This is a genomic window from Bacillus sp. DNRA2 (assembly GCF_012843265.1).
GTDB lineage: Bacteria > Bacillota > Bacilli > Bacillales > Cytobacillaceae > Bacillus_BU.
Map to the genome: position 1 here is coordinate 366,018 of NZ_JABAIT010000001.1, position 18,601 is coordinate 384,618.

The following is an 18,601-nucleotide window of genomic DNA, read 5'->3' on the forward strand; positions in this document are numbered from 1 at the left end:
AATTGTTATGAATTTAGAGTGGAAACATGCCATAAGATGTATAAATAGGAAGATGAGTCATGATCCAACAGGGGGGAAGGGGCAATATGGAGCAAGCACTGCGCAATTTTTTGTTATTTTTATCGAAAAATAAAGCTTTAACTAAGCTCGCTCAAAAATACGGCCTACGCTATGGCGCATCACGATTTGTGGCGGGAGAGACGATCGATGAAGCACTCGCAGTGATTACAGCTTTGAACGAAAAAGGACTAGCCGTAACATTAGATTACTTGGGAGAGTTTGTCGACAACGAAAAAGAGGTCAATCATCGTGTAGCAAAAGTTTGTGAAACCATTGAAGCAATCGCTGCTGCCAAGGTGAATTCACAGGTATCACTTAAATTAACTTCAATGGGATTAGATATCTCTCATCAATTAGTAATGGATAATATGCAAAAAATCCTTGAATTGGCAAAGCGAAACAATGTATTCATTACGATTGATATGGAGGATTTCAAACGTTGCCAAAAAACGTTGGAGATTTATAAAGAGCTTAAACATGAATTCGCTGGTCTTGGAACCGTTATTCAAGCCTATTTATACAGGTCAGAGGAAGATGTTAAAGAGTTAATTCAATATGATGCATCGCTTAGGTTAGTGAAGGGGGCTTACAAAGAGTCTAGTGTGGTCGCTTTTCCTGAAAAAAGCCGTGTTGATGTGAATTTTAAAAAATTGATTAAGCTGCATCTGTTAAACGGTCATTTCACCGCGATTGCCACTCATGATGATGCAATAATTGAATATACGAAGCGAATGGTACAGGCGCATCAAGTTCCCCATAATCAATTTGAATTCCAGATGCTGTACGGGATCCGTCCAGAACGTCAGTTGCAGCTTGTCAAAGAAGGTTATCCTATGCGCATTTATGTACCATTCGGTTCAGACTGGTATGGATACTTCATGCGGCGACTCGCCGAACGCCCAGCAAATGTTGCCTTCGTGATGAAGGGAATGTTTCGCCGTTGAAAATACACTTCTAGCCTTGCACAGGGGATAGTGCCTGTCGCCCCTGAGCAAGGTGCTTCCGCTTTGGTTTTTATCGTTTAAATTGGCTATTTTGACTGTTCGCTTTATCTATGTCTGAATTTTCCCCGCCAGGACCTGCGTTTCCTTTTACACTTGCAGCGCTCACTGCTGCCTTAGATGGATTTTTCTTATGCTTTGCCACACGTATTCACCTCCATTTTGAGTATGCCCCAAACATAATAGAATGACTCATTTTTCCGGCAGCAAATCCACTTGGCCAAGGTCACTAAATCTCCGTGGAATATAGGCTATTTTTCAAAATATATATGGTATAAGGACTAAATCTAGCAAAGGTAAATTTTTTACAATAAAACCCAGTCGATTTTTATCATAAATTCCGAAGTGAGTGAACAATCAACCACTCTTATTGAAGGAGGGATTGCTTTGATACAGCAAATCAAAAAAGCGGCCGTGATTGGCTCTGGTGTGATGGGCTCAGGAATTGCTGCGCACTTGGCTAACATTGGGATTCCTACATTGCTCTTGGACATTGTCCCCCAAAAACTAACTATAATCGAAGCGGCTAAGGGATTAACGCTTCAGGATCTAGTTGTTCGAAACCGTCTCAGCGTCGAAGCAATTGAAAAATTACTCAAGCAAAAGCCCGCCCCATTAGCCTCTAAGAAAAATAAAGCCTATCTAGAGCCAGGGAATTTAGAAGATGACCTCAACCGACTTCGTGAGGTCGATTGGATTATCGAAGTGGTTGTTGAAAATTTAGAGATAAAAAGACAACTTTTCACGAAGATTGATCAATATCGGAAGCCTGGCAGCATTGTCAGCTCGAACACCTCGGGTATCTCGATTGAGGCAATGGCTGAAGGGCGATCCGCGGATTTTCGGTCCCATTTTCTAGGAACCCATTTTTTTAATCCTCCCCGTTATTTGAAATTACTAGAAGTCATACCGACCATACACACCGACCCAAAGACTACCGCTTTTATCAAACAATTTGCAGAAAATAAGCTTGGTAAAGGCGTCGTTATCGCCAAGGATACGCCAAATTTTATTGCCAACCGTATTGGCACGTACGGTTTACAAATAACTTTACAGGAAATGCTCAAGCGTGGTTTAAGCGTTGGTGAGGTGGATTCAGTAACAGGCCCGCTGATTGGACGGCCCAAAAGTGCGACGTTTCGAACGTTAGATGTTGTAGGCTTAGATACGTATCTCCATGTCGTCAAAAATGTCTACAACCAAGTCGAAGGTCAAGAAAAACAGGTGTTTGAGCTTCAGCCATTTATGAAGCAAATGGTTGAATGCGGGTGGCTTGGCAGCAAGTCCGGCCAGGGTTTTTATTTGAAAAAAGGAAAAGAAATCCTTGCGGTAAATCCAACAACCCTTGAATATGAGCCAACAAAAAAACTGTCAGCCCCCTCGCTTGAAGCAAGCAAACAAGTAAAGGGCTTTGCTAATAAAATGAAAACGCTTATGTATGCGGAGGATCGTGCTGGAGCCTTGCTATGGAATATTGTTGCTCCGGTGCTGGTGTACTCTGCAAAACTAGTCGGTGAAATTGCTGAAACCATAGTAGCCATTGATGAGGCGATGAAATGGGGCTTCGGCTGGGATTATGGACCATTTGAAATTTGGGATGCGCTAGGTGTGGAAGCTTCGATTGCGAAGATGAAAAGTGACGGAATCGGTGTACCTGAATGGGTAAAGCAAATGGTATCAAACGGTCATGGCTCTTTTTACAAAGAGGAGGACGAAAAGCAATTCTATTATCACTTTGGTGAATATAAGTCATCGGTGGAAAATCCAAAAATAATACGGCTCAAATCTTTGAAAAACCAAGTAGGAAAGGTTATCAAAAAAAATACGGGAGCTAGCTTCATTGACTTAGGTGATGGTGTTGCTTTATTAGAATTTCATTCGCAAAATAACGCAATTGGACCTGACATTATCCAAATGATTAATTTCGCAATAACTGAAGTTGAGCAAAATTTTAACGGCCTCGTCATTGGAAATCAAGGCAAAAACTTTAGTGTAGGTGCTAATTTAGCCATGATTTTAATGGAAGCTCAAGACGATAATGTATTTGAATTAGAGTGGATTGTGAAGAGCTTCCAGCAAGCGATGCTAAAAATTAAATATTGCCAAAAGGCGGTTGTCGCAGCACCATTCGGGATGACGCTTGGTGGAGGTGCGGAAGTGTGCTTGCCAGCTGCGGCAATTCAGGCTTCGTTGGAAACTTATATAGGCCTAGTTGAAACAGGCGTGGGACTGATTCCAGGTGGGGGCGGTAATAAAGAGCTCTATATTAAGCATTTAAACGCACTGCCTGAAGGTGTGGAAATCGACCTGCAGAAGCTTGCAAATCAAGTCTTTGAGAAAATCGCGCTTGCGAAAGTGTCTACATCAGCAGAAGAGGCACGGGAAAGCTTCTTCTTATCGAAGCATGATCGGATCAGTTTTAACAATGATCATTTGCTCTATGATGCAAAAGCGCGAGTGCTTGAGTTAGCGGAGCAAGGCTACCGTCCGCCCGTTCGCAAGAAAATCCCGGTGGTCGGTGAACCGGGTTATGCTGCCTTACTCCTTGGTGCACAAGCGATGTACATTTCCGGCTATATTTCCGAGCATGATTTGAAAATTGCCAAAAAGTTGGCCTATTGTATCAGTGGTGGGAAGATTCCGTACGGTACAGAGGTTGATGAACAATATTTATTGGATATTGAAAGAGAGGCATTTATGAGCTTGGTCCAAGAGCCAAAATCCCAAGCGCGTATGCAGCACATGCTCATAAAAGGCAAACCCTTGCGCAACTAAATATGTTTCTTTTTTAAAAGCACTGCAATTAGTAGGTAGGGGAAGTCATAAGCGGAGAAATTCCGCCTAATGTATAAAAAGGATGCTTAAATAGCTGTAATAAGCGGAGAAATTCCGACTATCTGCTCAAAAGGGGACGAAATTTTCAGATTTGGCCATCATAACCGGAAAAACTCCGCTTATTATTAAGGAAATATGGGTATTTCCCATACTAAGCGGAGTTCCTCCATCTATTTTTCAAACAAAATGAAATCAACATTCAACTACAAAGGGTGTTTTTTAAAAAAGAGAGAAAGGTAGGGGAGAATCTTGAGAGATGCGGTCATTGTCAGCGGGGCAAGAACTCCAGTCGGCAAGGCGAAAAAGGGAACACTCGCCTACACGCGACCGGATGACTTAGGGGCACTTGTCGTAAAAGAAACCTTGCGACGTGCAGGCAACTATGAGGGCAATATTGATGATGTTATTATCGGCTGTGCGATGCCGGAAGCGGAACAGGGAATGAATGTGGCCCGGAACATCGGTGCATTGGCCGGCTTACCTGTTACCGTTCCGGCGATTACAATTAATCGATACTGCTCATCTGGATTACAGTCGATTGCGTTTGCAGCGGAGCGGATTATGCTTGGCCAGTCCGATACGATTATCGCTGGTGGTGTTGAGTCAATGAGTATGGTGCCAATGATGGGCCATGTCGTCAGGCCAAATTCCACCTTAGCTGAAACAGCACCAGAATACTATATGAGCATGGGACATACAGCAGAGCAGGTGGCGAAGAAATATCAAATTAGCCGTGCTGACCAGGATGTGTTTGCAGTAAGGAGTCATCAAAAGGCAGCCCAAGCGATTGCGTCCGGAAAATTTGTTGAGGAAATTGTGCCGGTTGATGTTAAGATTCGTTCCGTTAATTCTCAGCATCAACTCGTTGAAAAGACGATTCATTTTAGTCAGGATGAAGGAGTTCGTCCTGATACGAACCTCGAAGCATTGGCAAAGCTTCGCCCAGCCTTTGCCTTAAACGGTTCAGTGACAGCTGGTAATGCCTCACAAACGAGTGATGGAGCTGCGGCTGTGCTAGTAATGGACCGAGAAAAAGCGGCTTCATTAGATTTAAAGCCACTGGCGAAGTTTCGTGCTTTTGCAGTAGGTGGGGTGCCACCTGAGGTGATGGGAATTGGTCCGATTGTTGCGATTCCTAAGGTGCTTAAGTTAGCAGGTCTAGAGTTAACAGATATTGGCGTCATTGAATTAAATGAAGCTTTCGCCTCACAATCGGTGGCGATTATCAGAGAGTTAGGTTTGGATGAAAGCAAAGTGAATGTCAATGGCGGGGCGATCGCGCTTGGTCACCCACTGGGATGCACCGGAACAAAGCTAACATTATCATTAATTCATGAAATGAAGCGACGCAATGAACAGTTTGGCATAGTCACGATGTGTATTGGTGGTGGCATGGGCGCTGCCGGTGTCTTTGAATTGATTTAATTGATTGGTAGATGAATACCGAAAATTAACAGAAAAGGTGGGAGGGCAATGTCAAAGCAAACGAACCGATTCATAAAAGGTGGGAGCTTTTTAATCGAGGACATTAGCTACGAGCAAATCACCACACCTGAGGATTTTACTGATGAACAAATCATGATTGCCAAAATGACAGAAGACTTTGTCGTCAATGAAGTACTGCCCCAGGTCGATTTTTTGGAAAATCATGAATTTGACCGAACCGTTCGTTTGTTGAAGGAGGCTGGGGAGCTTGGTCTGTTGGCTGCTGATGTTCCTGAGCAATATGGCGGACTTGGTTTAGATAAAATCAGTTCAGCATTAATCACGGAAAAAATGGCCCGGTCGGGTGGTTTTTCGCTGTCGCATGGTGCCCATGTGGGGATAGGATCATTACCAATCATTTTGTTTGGCAACGAACAGCAAAAGCAAAAGTATTTGCCAAAGCTAGCTAGTGGCGAAAAGTTAGCTGCTTATGCCTTAACAGAACCCGGCTCAGGTTCAGATGCGTTAGGTGCGAAAACGACTGCGCGTTTAAATTCGGAGGGCACCCATTTTATTTTGAATGGGGAAAAGCAATGGATTACCAATGCAGGTTTCGCCGATGTTTTTATTGTGTATGCGAAAATTGATGGCGAGCATTTTTCTGCGTTTATTGTTGAACGTGAGTTTTCCGGAGTTTCAACGGGGGCTGAAGAGAAGAAGATGGGGATTAAGAGCTCTTCAACGCGTACGTTAATTCTTGAGGATGTTTCGGTACCTGTTGAAAACTTGCTTGGTGAAGCAGGGCGGGGCCATGTCATCGCCTTTAATATTTTAAATATTGGACGCTATAAGCTTGGGGTGGGTGTCGTTGGCAGTTCGAAACGGGCTTTTGAAGTTGCCGTAAAATACGCAAATGTTCGCAAGCAATTTAATACACCGATTGCCCAGTTCAATTTGACAAAAGAAAAATTGGCGACAATGGCCTCAAGATTGTATGCAGCCGAAAGCTCTGTCTACCGAACCGTCGGCTTGTACGAGGAGCGGATGGGACAATTGATGGAGGAAGAACAGCAGGATCGCAAGACGGTCGCAGCATCGATAGCTGAGTATGCGATTGAATGCTCGCTAAATAAATTTTTTGCTTCTGAGGTGCTCGATTACATTGTTGACGAGGGCGTGCAAATCCACGGTGGCTATGGTTTTATGCAGGAATACGAAATTGAGCGAGCATACCGCGATTCGCGAATTAATCGGATATTTGAAGGTACAAATGAGATCAATCGCTTGCTTGTGCCGGGGACGTTTGTGCGCAAGGCATTGAAGGGGGAGTTACCACTATTCCAAAGGGCACAGGCACTTCAAGAGGAACTCATGCTAATGATGCCATTTGAGCCTGGCAGTGAACCGCTTGCACAAGAAAAGTATTTAACAAGTAACGCCAAGAAAATTAGCTTGCTTGCTGTTGGCCTCGCTGCTCAGAAGTTTGGCAAGGGCTTAGAGTCCGAGCAAGAAATCCTAGCAAATATTGCTGATATTATTTCGAGTGCTTATGCAATGGAATCTGTCGTGTTGCGGACAGACAAGGCCCTGACGCAGGGTGGGGTTGCGAAAAATCAGCAAAAGCTCTTGTATACGCAAATTTTCTGCCAGGAAGCTTTTAATAAAATCGAGCAGGATGTGAAGGAAACACTGCTGGCGATTGAGGAAGGCGATGCATTGAGGATGCTGCTTTCGGCGCTTCGCAAATTCACCCGCCACACCCCAATCAACGTCATCGCCAAAAAACGAGAAGCCGCCAACAAGCTGATTGAGGCAGAGAAATATTTTGTGTGAAATACTTGAGCGGAGCGGAATAAGGAACGTAATGTCCGCGACATAAACCATTAAAAGCTGTCCTTAAGGAGTCTTTATAAACGGCTTCTAGGACAGCTTTAATTTTAGGAAAATAGAAAGGTGTCATTTCCAAAAAAATTGCGGCAGGATTTTCGCTACCAAAGTCGAATTGTTTTTACAAAGAAAGTAATCCGTAAATGGGTTATTTTCTTTGCGAAGGATTACAATATTACATGAATTGGGCAAAATAGCATGGAGGTGAAAAAATGGCTTTGCAATTTTTTTGGTACCCAAAATGCGGGACATGCAGAAAAGCGAAAAAGTGGCTTGATGACCACAATATCGCCTATGAAGAAATACATATCGTTGAAAACCCTCCCTCTCGAGAGCAATTAGCGGAGCTGTATCAACAAAGCGGCGTAGAGTTTAAGAAATTTTTCAACACAAGTGGCCAAAAATATCGAGAGCTTGGCCTCAAGGATAAGGTTGGAAGTGCAAGTGAATCAGAGCTGTTAAATTTGCTAGCTTCTGATGGTATGCTGATTAAACGTCCAATCGTGACAGATGGTACAAAGGTAACGGTTGGCTTTAAAGAAGAGGAATTTTCACAAACCTGGAGTTAACTACTTTTGAGAGCGGAGGAAACAGCAGATGAGTATTCCAAAGGATTTGCGTTATTCACAAGATCATGAATGGGTAAAGGTTGAAGGTGACAAAATCAGAGTGGGTATCACCGATTTTGCCCAATCCGAGTTAGGAGATATTGTTTTTGTTGAACTTCCTGAGACAGGTGATAAAGTTGAAGCAGGCCAGCCATTTGGTAGTGTTGAATCAGTGAAAACAGTGTCGGAATTGTATGCGCCTGTTAGCGGAACTGTTGTCGAAATCAATGAGGAATTAAGCGACAGCCCTGAATTTGTTAACGAATCTCCATACGAAAAAGCATGGATGATTGTGGTTGAACCAGCAAACATTACAGAAGTCGACAGTCTATTGTCGCCTGAACAATACGAAGAAATGACAAAAGAAGACTAAACTAGAGAAGCGCCTTGGCAACAGGGCGTTTTTTCTACTCACGCCCACAACCAATATATTGCAATTTTTGGCTTATTTTTTCCAATGGCTGTGTTAAAGCTTAGTGTTTATTTTTCACAAGTTGATTGGAGCGGAAGGCACGAAGACTCCTGCGGGAGTAGCTTGTATGGGAGACCCCGCAGGCGCGAATGCGCCGAGGAGGCTCCCAACTAGCCCCGCGGAAAGCGAAGTGCCTGGAGCGGAAATCAACATTCGTGTTTAACACAGCTTTCCAAAAATAATATTATTTGTACTATAGAAGGAATACTACACCAACTTATTGAATATTGAATAATCTAAGATAAATACAACTTCAGGTGATGAATGTGAGAGAACTTAGCGATAAAGTGATCATTGTTGAAGGAACTTCTGATAAACGGAAAGTAAAAGGAATAATCAAGGAACCAATCGAGATTATTTGTACTAATGGTACGATTGGGAACCATCGCTTGGAGGAATTGATAGATTCCATCTTTGACAAGGACGTTTATATTCTGGTGGATGCGGACGAAGCCGGCGAGAAATTACGCAAGCAGTTTAAGCGCGAATTTCCAGAAGCGCTGCATCTCTATATAGATAAATCTTATCGAGAAGTTGCTACTGCACCGGAGCACCATTTGGCCACGATTTTGCTCCAGGCCAATATTGATGTATTTACCGAATTTCTAGAAAGAAGTTGAGTTTCAAGCAATGAATACGGAAAACATCGAAGAAATTGAATTAACACAATATAGTGGACTAGTTTATGCTTATACACCAATGTGCGGGACGTGTGCTGTTGCTTCAAAAATGCTATCAGTCATCGAGGAACTTATACCAAATTTGGTAGTAGTTAAGATGAACGTGAATTATCATCGCACCCTGGCAGAATCATTAATGATCGAAAGTGTTCCGTGCCTGCTTATATATAAGGATGGCACACTGGAACACAAACTATATGCATTTCAATCAGTACCATTTTTATATGAAAAAATAAATCAGGTGTTACATTCTGGATAAAGTTTAAGGTGAGGTGTGATTCTTGGAGAGCATATTTGGACCGTTTATCGAAAGCTTTAACGCAAAGTGTCATCTTCACAATTTAGTCCGTCACAAGCCGCTTTTTGTTTGTCTCGATACCGAACAAGGTGTTTATTATCTCTCTATCGAAAGTGAAATGGCCTACGTGCCTCTCTATGATGCAACGACAAATGAAGGGGCTGCCTTGATTACCATTTCGACGTCCTACCAAACTGCACAGGAATTACTAGGCGGCATGATAAAATTGCGTGATGCACAAGCGCGTCAAAAGCTGACGATTACTGGCACGCTTAGGTCTATCCTTCTCCTGGAAACAATATTGTACTTGGCTAGAACAGATGTGCAATGCGCCTAACCTTAAACTGTCAGATAAATTAAAAAGTTCTATTGACGATTTTTATTTTCCTATGATACTATTACTTTTAATTGAAAGTGAATAGTAGTTTCTTATCGAGAGTGGCAGAGGGACTGGCCCTATGACGCCCAGCAACCGGTTTTAACTTACACGGTGCTAATTCCAGCAGAGCATTAAGCTCTGATAGATAAGAAGAGAGACTTTAGTTTATTAGCCCTCTTCTTTACGAAGAGGGTTTTTTGATTTTTTTTAAAAGGGGAGAAGAAAATGTCTGAAAAGAAAAAGAATTATCGGTTTGAAACACTCAGTGTCCATGGTGGATTGGCTCCAGACCCGGTGACAGGAGCTCGTGCTGTACCGATTTATATGAGCAATGCCTATCAGTTTAATAATACCGAGCATGCCGCAAATTTATTTGCGCTAGCTGAGTCTGGTTATATTTATACGCGTATACATAACCCAACTGTAACCGTTTTTGAAGAGCGTGTTAGCCTACTAGAAGGTGGAATTGGTGCATTAGCCGTTGCCAGTGGAATGTCAGCGATTACCTTAGCGATTTTAAATATTGCTGGAGCTGGAGATGAAATTGTCGCGGCATCATCACTATATGGCGGTACTTACAATTTATTCGCTAATACTCTTCCTCGCTACGGAATTAACGTAAAATTTGTTAATGTGGAAGATCCGGAAAACTTCCGAGCGGCAATCACTGATAAAACTAAAGCTGTTTTCGCAGAAACAATTGGAAATCCAAGTTTACGTGTTCTTGATATCGAAAAGGTGGCGACAATTGCCCATGAAGCAGGGGTACCTCTAATCGTCGATAATACATTTGCCACTCCATATTTATTAAAGCCGATTGAGTACGGCGCAGATATCGTGATCCATTCTGCAACAAAATGGATTGGCGGTAATGGAACGACACTTGGCGGTATCATTGTCGATGGTGGAAAATTTGATTGGACAAATGGCAAGTTCCCGCAATTTACAACACCAGATCCAAGCTACAATGGACTTGTTTACAGCGATGCAGTTGGTCCAGCAGCGTTTATTATTAAAGCACGAGTTCAGTTATTAAGAGACATGGGTCCAGCGATCAGTCCACAAAATGCGTTCCAATTAGCATTAGGACTTGAGACTTTACCTGTGCGGATGAAAGAGCACATCGCCAATACAAAAGCAATTATTGAGTATTTAGATGCGCACCCAGCTGTATCATGGATTCTTTATCCAGGAAAAGATGGACACCCTGATAAGGAGCTTGCTGATAAATACTTGCCAAAAGGTGCAGGTTCTGTTGTTGTATTTGGAATTGAGGGTGGTCGTGAAGCTGGTTCGAAATTTATTAATGAGCTTGATTTATGGACACATGTTGCGAACGTTGGTGATGCGAAGAGCCTTGTTATCCATCCAGCTAGCACAACACACCAACAGCTTGATGCAGAAGGCTTGGCAGCAGCAGGTGTACCAGAAGACTTAATCCGCCTTTCCATCGGTATCGAAAATGTTGAAGACCTAATCGAAGACCTTGAACAAGCAATCGAAAAGGCAACAGGATTAACTTCAAGATAAATAAATTTATTGCTAGTTGTAGTAAAAAAGAAATGTTGATTATTGTAGAGTTGATTGGAGCGAGGGCGCGAAGACTCCTGCGGGAGTACGGGGCAGGGGAGACCCCACAGGCGCTATAGCGCCGAGGAGGCTCCCCGCTACCGCCCGCGGAAAGCGAAGCGCCCGGAGCGGAAATCAACAGCTAAGTTTATATTGTTGTTTGCGAAAAAATAAAACTAAAAATATATTAATATAAAATTTTGAGTTGACAGATATTTTCGCTTCGTGATAGAATCACTCTCATAGCCAAGAAAACTTATTAAGTTTCTGAGAATTTAATAGATGCTCTTATCAAGAGAGGTGGAGGGATGTGCCCTATGAAGCCCGGCAACCGTCATTTGCAGCTGCAACTGAAAAGGTGCCAATTCACACAAAGCAATTTGCTTTGAAAGATGAGAGAAAGGAAATAGGACCCTACTATACCTTTCTGCTCATTTTGCAGAAAGGTATTTTTATTTTAAAATAACGATTGATAAAATTGGCTAATTTTATCGGTATAGCATTTCTTAATTCTAAAAAGCAAATGCTATGAAGAAGAAATGAGGTGATCCCATGATTTCGATTAAAGGTGTAAAAAAGATCTATCCTTCGAAAAACGGTCGTGTTACTGCTGTTGACGACGTGGATTTAAACGTAAAAGAAGGAGAAATTTTTGGTGTCATTGGTTATAGCGGAGCTGGGAAAAGTACATTAATAAGAATGCTGAACGGACTCGAAATTCCTTCAGAGGGCACCATTAATGTTGCCGGAAATGAAGTTTCGAAAATCAAGGGTGGTGGGCTTCGCAAGGCGCGTCAACAAATCAGCATGATTTTCCAGCATTTTAACTTGTTATGGTCGCGAACAGTTCGAGAAAATATCGCTTTTCCGCTTGAAATTGCCGGAGTCAACAAATCAGAACGGCTTAAGCGAGTTAACGAGTTAATCAAGCTGGTTGGACTTGAGGGAAGAGAAGATAGCTATCCTTCACAGCTAAGTGGTGGACAAAAGCAGCGGGTTGGGATTGCTAGAGCACTTGCCAATAATCCAAAGGTTTTGCTTTGTGATGAAGCAACTTCCGCATTGGATCCGCAGACCACAGATTCAATTTTGGAGCTATTGGTCGACATTAACAAACGGCTGGGTTTAACAATCGTCCTCATCACTCATGAAATGCATGTCATTAGGAAAATTTGTCATCGCGTTGCGGTGATGGAAAACGGAAGAATTGTTGAGCTTGGTGAAGTTCTTGAAGTATTTAAGAATCCGGTGCAGCCGATTACAAAGCGGTTTGTGCAGCAAGTAACCGAACCGGAGGAAACAAAGGAAACCATCGAGCATTTGTTGACCCGTTACCCACATGGCAAGGTCGTGCAGCTTTCATTTGTTGGAGAAGCAGCGGAACAGCCAGTGATTGCCACCTTAATTAGGCAGTATAATGTGACGGTTACAATTTTGCAGGGGAAAATTTCTCAAACACAAACAGGTTCCTATGGAACATTATTTTTACATCTTGATGGAGACAAACAGGAAATTGAAAAAGCTACTGATTTCCTACACTCACAGCAGATTGGTGTGGAGGTGATCAATAATGGCTGAACAAGGATTATTTGAGACGATTAATTGGGATCAATTGCTAATTGCCACACGTGAAACTATTTATATGACCTCGATTTCGGTCTTGGCAACATTTATTTTAGGACTCTTACTAGGATTATTATTATTTTTAACAGACAAAGGAAATATTTGGGAAAATAAACCGATTAATGTCATCATTGCTGCTTTCGTCAATGTGTTTCGGTCGATTCCTTTCATTATATTAATCGTGCTGCTTATTCCCTTTACTAAGTTACTCGTTGGAACAATGCTCGGTGCTGAAGCGGCGCTTCCGGCTTTAATCATCGGGGCTGCGCCATTCTATGCGCGAATGGTTGAGATTGCTCTTCGTGAAATTGATAAGGGAGTGATTGAGGCAGCACAGTCAATGGGTGCTACTCATAGCCAAATTATTTTTAAAGTCCTGATTCCTGAATCATTACCCGCACTTATTTCGGGGATTACTGTAACGGCAATTTCATTAGTCAGCTTTACGGCAATGGCTGGTGTAATTGGAGCAGGAGGGCTTGGGTACTATGCTTACTTAGAAGGGTTCCAGCGCAACCGAACAGAAGTCACTTTTGTTGCTACGGTAGCCATCTTGATTTTAGTATTTATCATCCAATTCATTGGAGATTATTGTACAAAGAAAACTGACAAACGCTAACAGGAGGAGAAAGAAATGAAAAAATTATTAAGCTTTATCACTATTGCGATTTTAGCATTAGCCCTTACAGCTTGCGGCGGTGCAGACGAAAAGTCAACAGAAAAGGAAACAAAGGATGGCGATAAAACGATCGTTGTGGGTGCATCAGCTGTTCCTCACGCTGAGGTTCTTGAAGCAGCTAAGCCATTGTTAAAGGAAAAAGGAATTAACCTTGAAATTCAAGTATTCCAAGACTATATTTTGCCAAACGTTGCTTTACACGATAAAGAATTAGATGCAAACTACTTCCAAACACCAGGTTACTTAGACCTTCAATTAGAAGATAATCCTGATTTCGATTTTGTCAGCATTGGTGAAATTCACCAAGAGCCAATCGGTATCTATTCTAAAAAGTACAAAAGCTTAAAAGAACTTCCAACAGGCGCGAAAATTATTATGAGTAATTCATTAAGTGACCATGGCCGTATTTTACCGATTTTTGAAAAAGCAGGCTTAATTAAGCTTAAAGAAGGCGTAGGTGCGAATGCCCGCGTCGAAGATATTATCGAAAATCCAAAGAAACTTGATTTCTCAACATTAATTGAAGCGAAGCTATTAGCTTCTTCATTTGAAGCTGGTGAAGGCGATGCAGTTGTCATCAACTTAAACTATGCACTTGAAGGCGATATCGATATTAAAAACACGTTGATTGGCCAAGAGGACAAAGATGTAGTTCCAGCTAACCTTGTTGTTGTTAATTCAGCTGATAAAAATAATAAAGAGTTAAAAACATTGGTTGAAGTGTTAAAGTCTGAAGAAATTCAAAAATTCATTCAAGACAAATATGAAGGTGCAGTATTATCAGTTAAATAATTTAAGTGAATAAGGAATAACCCCAATTACTTCCTTTATTTATAAACATGCAGGCATCGTGACGGTGCCTGTATTGTTTTGTTTGAAAAGAATAGTATAATTAGAAATGGAAATTTAAGTGGTCTAGGCAACATAAAATTATCTAAACTTGATTTAAAACAAGGAAACTTAGCCGAAGTTTTTTATAATTATAGTGGAACGCCCAGCTTGACTAGATTCAATAGGGTCAGCTTTTTTCTTGTTATAAATTTAAGAAAAGTTTTCCTGAGAATAAAGACTAAATACATGAAAAGAGGTAATAAGGAAAAAATATTCAATATTATCGGAATGTATATTTGCTTTGTTCTTTATAAAGGAAGGGTTTATTAATCTTTAAATGTTGCTAACAGATTTCATTTGTTATAAGATTGTAATGAGAATAAATTGAGAATGAATAATATCCAGCTACTTTTGCTGAAGGATATACAGTTATGGAGGTATTTATTAATGGCAGGATCAACTTTAACAATTAAAGATCTTCATGTTTCTATCGATGGGAAAGAGATTTTGAAGGGTGTAAATTTAGAAATAAAAGGTGGAGAATTCCACGCTATCATGGGTCCAAACGGTACTGGTAAATCCACTTTATCATCTGCAATCATGGGACACCCAAAATACGAAGTAACTCAAGGAACAATCGAATTAGACGGTCAAAACGTTTTGGAAATGGAAGTTGATGAGCGTGCTCGCGCTGGTCTTTTTCTCGCTATGCAATATCCAAGTGAGATTAACGGTGTAACAAATGCCGACTTTTTACGTTCTGCAGTAAATGCTCGCCGTGAAGAAGGTAACGAAATTACACTAATGAAATTTATCCGTGATATGGATAAGAAGATGGATTTTCTTGAAATGGATCCAAACATGGCACAGCGTTATTTAAATGAAGGCTTCTCAGGCGGGGAGAAAAAGCGTAACGAGATTCTTCAATTAATGATGATTCAACCGAAAATTGCGATTCTAGATGAGATCGACTCAGGGTTGGATATCGACGCGTTAAAGGTTGTATCTAAAGGTATTAACGAAATGCGTGGCGAAGATTTTGGCTGTTTAGTGATTACTCACTATCAACGTCTATTGAACTATATCACTCCTGACTACGTTCACGTGATGATGCAAGGCCGTGTCGTTAAATCTGGTGGGGCTGAATTAGCACAACGCTTAGAAGCAGAAGGATACGACTGGATCAAGCAAGAGCTAGGAATTGAAGACGAAACAGTTGAGCAAGAAGCGTAAGCGTTGGGGGGATGAACATGACAACTGAAATCAAATTACCATTTGACCAGGACTACATTCGCTCCTTTTCAAATGAAATGAGTGAACCAGCTTGGTTAACAGAGTTTCGTTTACAAGCATTGAGCCAAGCAGCAAACTTGGCAATGCCAAGACCTGATAAAACAAAAATCGATAAGTGGAACTTTACCGATTTTTCAAAGCACATTGTGAAAAGTGATGACTTTGCTTCATTAAATGATTTACCTGAAGAAGCAAAGGCGCTAATCGAAGTAGATTCAACAACAAATAACCTATATATTCAACGCAACAATCGTCCTGCTTACATTTCAATTTCTAAGGAATTACAGGATGCTGGCGTTATTTTTACAGATATCTTTACTGCTGCACGTGAGCATGGTGACCTGTTGCAACGCTATTTAATGAAAAATGGCGTGCGTGTCGATGAGCACCGCTTAACAGCTGTTCATGCAGCATATCTTAACGGTGGCGTATTCTTATACGTACCAAAAAATGTTGAAGTGGCTCAGCCAATTCAAGCAGTATTTCTGCATGATGATGCGGAAACGAACCTTTTCAACCATGTCCTAGTTGTTGCAGAAGAAAATAGCTCAGTAACTTATGTAGAAAACTACATTTCAACGGTTGCTGAGGCTCAAGGCATTTTCAACTTAGTAACTGAAGTCATTGCAAACGGTAATGCGACTGTGCAGTACGGTGCGGTGGATACGCTTGCAGCTGGTGTAACGACTTACGTAAATCGTCGTGGTGTGGCTGGCAAGGATGCACGGATTGAGTGGGCATTAGGTTTAATGAACGATGGTAATACTATTTCTGAAAATACAACGAACCTAATTGGAGACGGCTCAACTGGTGATTCTAAGACTGTTGTCGTAGGACGCGGTGAGCAAACTCAAAACTTCACAACCAGTATTGTTCATCATGGTAAGAATAGTACTGGTCACATTTTAAAGCATGGTGTAATGAAGGATAGTGCCACTTCTATCTTTAACGGTATTGGTAAAATCGAGCATGGTGCCTCTAAATCAAACGCTGAGCAAGAATCTCGCGTCTTGATGTTGAGCGATAAAGCGCGTGGCGATGCGAACCCAATCCTGTTAATCGATGAAGACGATGTAATGGCAGGACACGCTGCATCTGTAGGCCGTGTTGATCCTGTTCAATTGTATTACATCATGAGCCGCGGAATTCCGAAAAAAGAGGCAGAACGCCTAATCATTCACGGTTTCTTAGCACCTGTTGTGAACGAATTACCAATTGAAGGAGTTAAGAAGCAGCTCGTTGAAGTGATTGAAAGGAAAGTAAAATAATGAACACTCAAGAGATCAGAAAATTGTTTCCGATTTTACACCAGGATGTAAATGGCAGTCCGCTAGTATACCTTGACAGCGCGGCTACTTCACAAAAGCCTGTTCAAGTAATTGAGGAAATTAACCGATATTATCGTGAATATAACTCCAATGTTCATCGTGGCGTCCACACCTTAGGAACAAGAGCAACTGATGGGTATGAAGGTGCCCGTGAGAAGGTTCGCAAGTTTATCAATGCAAAATCAATGCAGGAAATTGTTTTCACTCGTGGCACAACGACTTCATTAAACACAGTAGCACGCAGTTACGGCGGTGCTAATCTTAAAGAAGGCGATGAAATTTGTATCACGTTAATGGAGCACCACAGCAATATCATTCCTTGGCAACAAGTAGCCAAGCAAACGGGTGCAACATTGAAATATTTTCCGCTACAGGAGGATGGAACTCTTTCGTTAGAAGATGTTCGGGCAACGATAACGCCTAAGACGAAAATTGTTTCAGTCATGCAAGTTTCAAACGTACTTGGTACGATTAATCCGATTAAAGAAATTGCGAAAATTGCCCATGAAAATGGGGCGATTATGGTCGTGGATGGTGCGCAAAGCATTCCGCATATGAAGGTCGATGTTCAAGATTTGGATTGCGATTTTCTTGCGTTCTCTGGTCATAAAATGTGCGGTCCTACTGGTATCGGCGTCTTGTATGGCAAGAAGGAATTGCTTGATAAAATGGAGCCCGTTGAGTTTGGCGGCGAAATGATCGATTTTGTTGATCTCTATGATTCGACTTGGAAGGAACTTCCTTGGAAATTTGAAGGTGGTACACCAATCATCGCCGGAGCAATCGGCTTAGGTGCAGCAATCGACTTTCTCCAAGAAGTTGGCTTAGAACAAATACTTGAGCATGAACATAAACTAACAGCATATGCGATGGAAAAAATGTCAACAATTGACGGCATCACCATTTATGGTCCAAAGGATTTATCTCAACGTGCTGGAGTCATCACCTTTAATTTAGATGATGTTCATCCACATGATGTCGCCACTGTTCTTGACGCAGAAGGAATTGCCGTTCGGGCAGGACATCATTGTGCTCAACCTTTAATGAAATGGTTAAAGGCATCTGCAACTGCTCGCGCAAGCTTCTACTTATATAATACGGAAGAGGAAATTGACAAGCTCGTGACAGGGCTTGTGAAAACAAAGGAGTATTTTAGCGATGTCTTTTAATAATTTAGATACCCTTTATCGTCAGGTAATCATGGATCATTACAAAAACCCACGTAACAAAGGGGTTTTAGAGGATGGCAGTTTAACGGTTAATATGAACAATCCAACCTGTGGTGACCGCATTCGCTTAACGATGAAGGTAGAGAACGGTATCGTTGTCGATGCGAAGTTCGAGGGAGAAGGCTGTTCCATTTCAATGTCATCAGCATCCATGATGACGCAAGCAATTAAGGGGAAAACGATTAACGATGCAATCGAGATTTCTCATGCATTCTCCAATATCATGCAAGGAAAAGAATACGATGAAAATCTGGACCTTGGCGATATTGAAGCATTAAAGGGAGTGTGTAAATTCCCAGCCCGCATCAAATGCGCAACTCTTGCTTGGAAAGCAATGGAAAAAGGCTTAGAAGACGATAACAAAGAAGAATAATAAATTCATTTGAATATGAACGAACTGAGTT

Annotated in this window: 18 protein-coding genes and 2 riboswitches; of the genes, 17 read left to right on the forward strand and 1 reads right to left on the reverse strand. The window is 41.6% G+C overall.

The genetic code is table 11. The annotated features are described in order from the left end of the window. Positions 1–86 precede the first annotated feature (86 nt). Positions 87–1,004 carry a proline dehydrogenase family protein gene (locus HHO41_RS01700; RefSeq protein WP_169095075.1) on the forward strand — a complete coding sequence of 306 codons (918 nt, stop codon included), beginning with the start codon at positions 87–89 and terminating at the stop codon, positions 1,002–1,004. A 70-nt stretch (positions 1,005–1,074) separates the two neighbouring features. On the opposite strand, the gene HHO41_RS01705 is transcribed toward HHO41_RS01700, so the two are convergent. Then, the gene (locus HHO41_RS01705) at positions 1,075–1,206 is read right to left on the reverse strand and encodes a YuzL family protein (protein WP_169095076.1); all 132 of its coding nucleotides are present in this window, start codon (positions 1,204–1,206) and stop codon (positions 1,075–1,077) included. A gap of 242 nt (positions 1,207–1,448) precedes the next feature. Between HHO41_RS01705 and HHO41_RS01710 the strand changes: the two genes are divergently transcribed. From HHO41_RS01710 to sufU, 16 genes are all read left to right on the forward strand, one after another. Further along, positions 1,449–3,836, forward strand: a complete 2,388-nt coding sequence (locus HHO41_RS01710) for a 3-hydroxyacyl-CoA dehydrogenase/enoyl-CoA hydratase family protein (RefSeq protein ID WP_169095077.1) — start codon at positions 1,449–1,451, stop codon at positions 3,834–3,836. A 309-nt stretch (positions 3,837–4,145) separates the two neighbouring features. Then, positions 4,146–5,321, forward strand: coding sequence for an acetyl-CoA C-acetyltransferase (locus HHO41_RS01715; protein WP_169095078.1), 1,176 nt, complete (start codon positions 4,146–4,148; stop codon positions 5,319–5,321). A 48-nt stretch (positions 5,322–5,369) separates the two neighbouring features. Further along, entirely contained in the window at positions 5,370–7,154 is a 1,785-nt protein-coding gene (locus HHO41_RS01720) for an acyl-CoA dehydrogenase family protein (RefSeq protein WP_169095079.1), read from the forward strand. Between the two features lie 266 nt (positions 7,155–7,420). Then, on the forward strand, positions 7,421–7,777 hold the full coding sequence (locus HHO41_RS01725; RefSeq protein WP_169095080.1) for an arsenate reductase family protein: 357 nt from the start codon (positions 7,421–7,423) through the stop codon (positions 7,775–7,777). Positions 7,778–7,805: 28 nt separating this feature from the next. Next, on the forward strand, positions 7,806–8,189 hold the full coding sequence (gene gcvH, locus HHO41_RS01730) for a glycine cleavage system protein GcvH (RefSeq protein ID WP_169095081.1): 384 nt from the start codon (positions 7,806–7,808) through the stop codon (positions 8,187–8,189). A 365-nt stretch (positions 8,190–8,554) separates the two neighbouring features. Then, on the forward strand, positions 8,555–8,908 hold the full coding sequence (locus HHO41_RS01735) for a toprim domain-containing protein (RefSeq protein ID WP_481747075.1): 354 nt from the start codon (positions 8,555–8,557) through the stop codon (positions 8,906–8,908). Between the two features lie 10 nt (positions 8,909–8,918). Next, on the forward strand, positions 8,919–9,227 hold the full coding sequence (locus tag HHO41_RS01740; protein WP_169095082.1) for a thioredoxin family protein: 309 nt from the start codon (positions 8,919–8,921) through the stop codon (positions 9,225–9,227). A 22-nt stretch (positions 9,228–9,249) separates the two neighbouring features. Further along, positions 9,250–9,603, forward strand: coding sequence for a hypothetical protein (locus HHO41_RS01745; RefSeq protein ID WP_169095083.1), 354 nt, complete (start codon positions 9,250–9,252; stop codon positions 9,601–9,603). An 89-nt stretch (positions 9,604–9,692) separates the two neighbouring features. Beyond that, positions 9,693–9,797: riboswitch (SAM riboswitch) on the forward strand. Between the two features lie 73 nt (positions 9,798–9,870). Continuing rightward, the gene (locus HHO41_RS01750) at positions 9,871–11,175 is read left to right on the forward strand and encodes an O-acetylhomoserine aminocarboxypropyltransferase/cysteine synthase family protein (RefSeq protein WP_169095084.1); all 1,305 of its coding nucleotides are present in this window, start codon (positions 9,871–9,873) and stop codon (positions 11,173–11,175) included. A gap of 324 nt (positions 11,176–11,499) precedes the next feature. Continuing rightward, positions 11,500–11,613: riboswitch (SAM riboswitch) on the forward strand. A gap of 153 nt (positions 11,614–11,766) precedes the next feature. Continuing rightward, positions 11,767–12,792 (forward strand): methionine ABC transporter ATP-binding protein, encoded by a 1,026-nt coding sequence (locus HHO41_RS01755; RefSeq protein ID WP_169095085.1) that lies wholly within the window; start codon positions 11,767–11,769, stop codon positions 12,790–12,792. Next, on the forward strand, positions 12,785–13,456 hold the full coding sequence (locus HHO41_RS01760; RefSeq protein WP_169095086.1) for a methionine ABC transporter permease: 672 nt from the start codon (positions 12,785–12,787) through the stop codon (positions 13,454–13,456). The genes HHO41_RS01755 and HHO41_RS01760 overlap by 8 nt, the downstream gene beginning before the upstream one ends. Positions 13,457–13,471: 15 nt before the next feature. Beyond that, entirely contained in the window at positions 13,472–14,308 is an 837-nt protein-coding gene (locus HHO41_RS01765) for a MetQ/NlpA family ABC transporter substrate-binding protein (RefSeq protein WP_169095087.1), read from the forward strand. A gap of 486 nt (positions 14,309–14,794) precedes the next feature. Further along, positions 14,795–15,580, forward strand: a complete 786-nt coding sequence (sufC, locus tag HHO41_RS01770; RefSeq protein ID WP_169095088.1) for a Fe-S cluster assembly ATPase SufC — start codon at positions 14,795–14,797, stop codon at positions 15,578–15,580. A gap of 17 nt (positions 15,581–15,597) precedes the next feature. Then, positions 15,598–16,908 (forward strand): Fe-S cluster assembly protein SufD, encoded by a 1,311-nt coding sequence (gene sufD, locus HHO41_RS01775; RefSeq protein ID WP_169095089.1) that lies wholly within the window; start codon positions 15,598–15,600, stop codon positions 16,906–16,908. Further along, positions 16,908–18,137, forward strand: coding sequence for a cysteine desulfurase (locus HHO41_RS01780; RefSeq protein ID WP_169095090.1), 1,230 nt, complete (start codon positions 16,908–16,910; stop codon positions 18,135–18,137). The genes sufD and HHO41_RS01780 overlap by 1 nt, the downstream gene beginning before the upstream one ends. After that, positions 18,127–18,570 (forward strand): Fe-S cluster assembly sulfur transfer protein SufU, encoded by a 444-nt coding sequence (gene sufU, locus HHO41_RS01785; RefSeq protein ID WP_169095091.1) that lies wholly within the window; start codon positions 18,127–18,129, stop codon positions 18,568–18,570. The genes HHO41_RS01780 and sufU overlap by 11 nt, the downstream gene beginning before the upstream one ends. Positions 18,571–18,601: the final 31 nt, after the last annotated feature.

Bases quoted from the DNA above. Each gene is read 5' to 3' on its own strand.
- HHO41_RS01755 (WP_169095085.1), top strand. From the start codon at position 11,767: ATGATTTCGATTAAAGGTGTAAAAAAGATCTATCCTTCGAAAAACGGT.
- HHO41_RS01740 (WP_169095082.1), top strand. From the start codon at position 8,919: ATGAATACGGAAAACATCGAAGAAATTGAATTAACACAATATAGTGGA.
- sufU (WP_169095091.1), top strand. From the start codon at position 18,127: ATGTCTTTTAATAATTTAGATACCCTTTATCGTCAGGTAATCATGGAT.
- HHO41_RS01720 (WP_169095079.1), top strand. From the start codon at position 5,370: ATGTCAAAGCAAACGAACCGATTCATAAAAGGTGGGAGCTTTTTAATC.
- gcvH (WP_169095081.1), top strand. From the start codon at position 7,806: ATGAGTATTCCAAAGGATTTGCGTTATTCACAAGATCATGAATGGGTA.
- sufC (WP_169095088.1), top strand. From the start codon at position 14,795: ATGGCAGGATCAACTTTAACAATTAAAGATCTTCATGTTTCTATCGAT.
- HHO41_RS01760 (WP_169095086.1), top strand. From the start codon at position 12,785: ATGGCTGAACAAGGATTATTTGAGACGATTAATTGGGATCAATTGCTA.
- HHO41_RS01780 (WP_169095090.1), top strand. From the start codon at position 16,908: ATGAACACTCAAGAGATCAGAAAATTGTTTCCGATTTTACACCAGGAT.
- HHO41_RS01725 (WP_169095080.1), top strand. From the start codon at position 7,421: ATGGCTTTGCAATTTTTTTGGTACCCAAAATGCGGGACATGCAGAAAA.
- sufD (WP_169095089.1), top strand. From the start codon at position 15,598: ATGACAACTGAAATCAAATTACCATTTGACCAGGACTACATTCGCTCC.
- HHO41_RS01765 (WP_169095087.1), top strand. From the start codon at position 13,472: ATGAAAAAATTATTAAGCTTTATCACTATTGCGATTTTAGCATTAGCC.
- HHO41_RS01750 (WP_169095084.1), top strand. From the start codon at position 9,871: ATGTCTGAAAAGAAAAAGAATTATCGGTTTGAAACACTCAGTGTCCAT.
- HHO41_RS01700 (WP_169095075.1), top strand. From the start codon at position 87: ATGGAGCAAGCACTGCGCAATTTTTTGTTATTTTTATCGAAAAATAAA.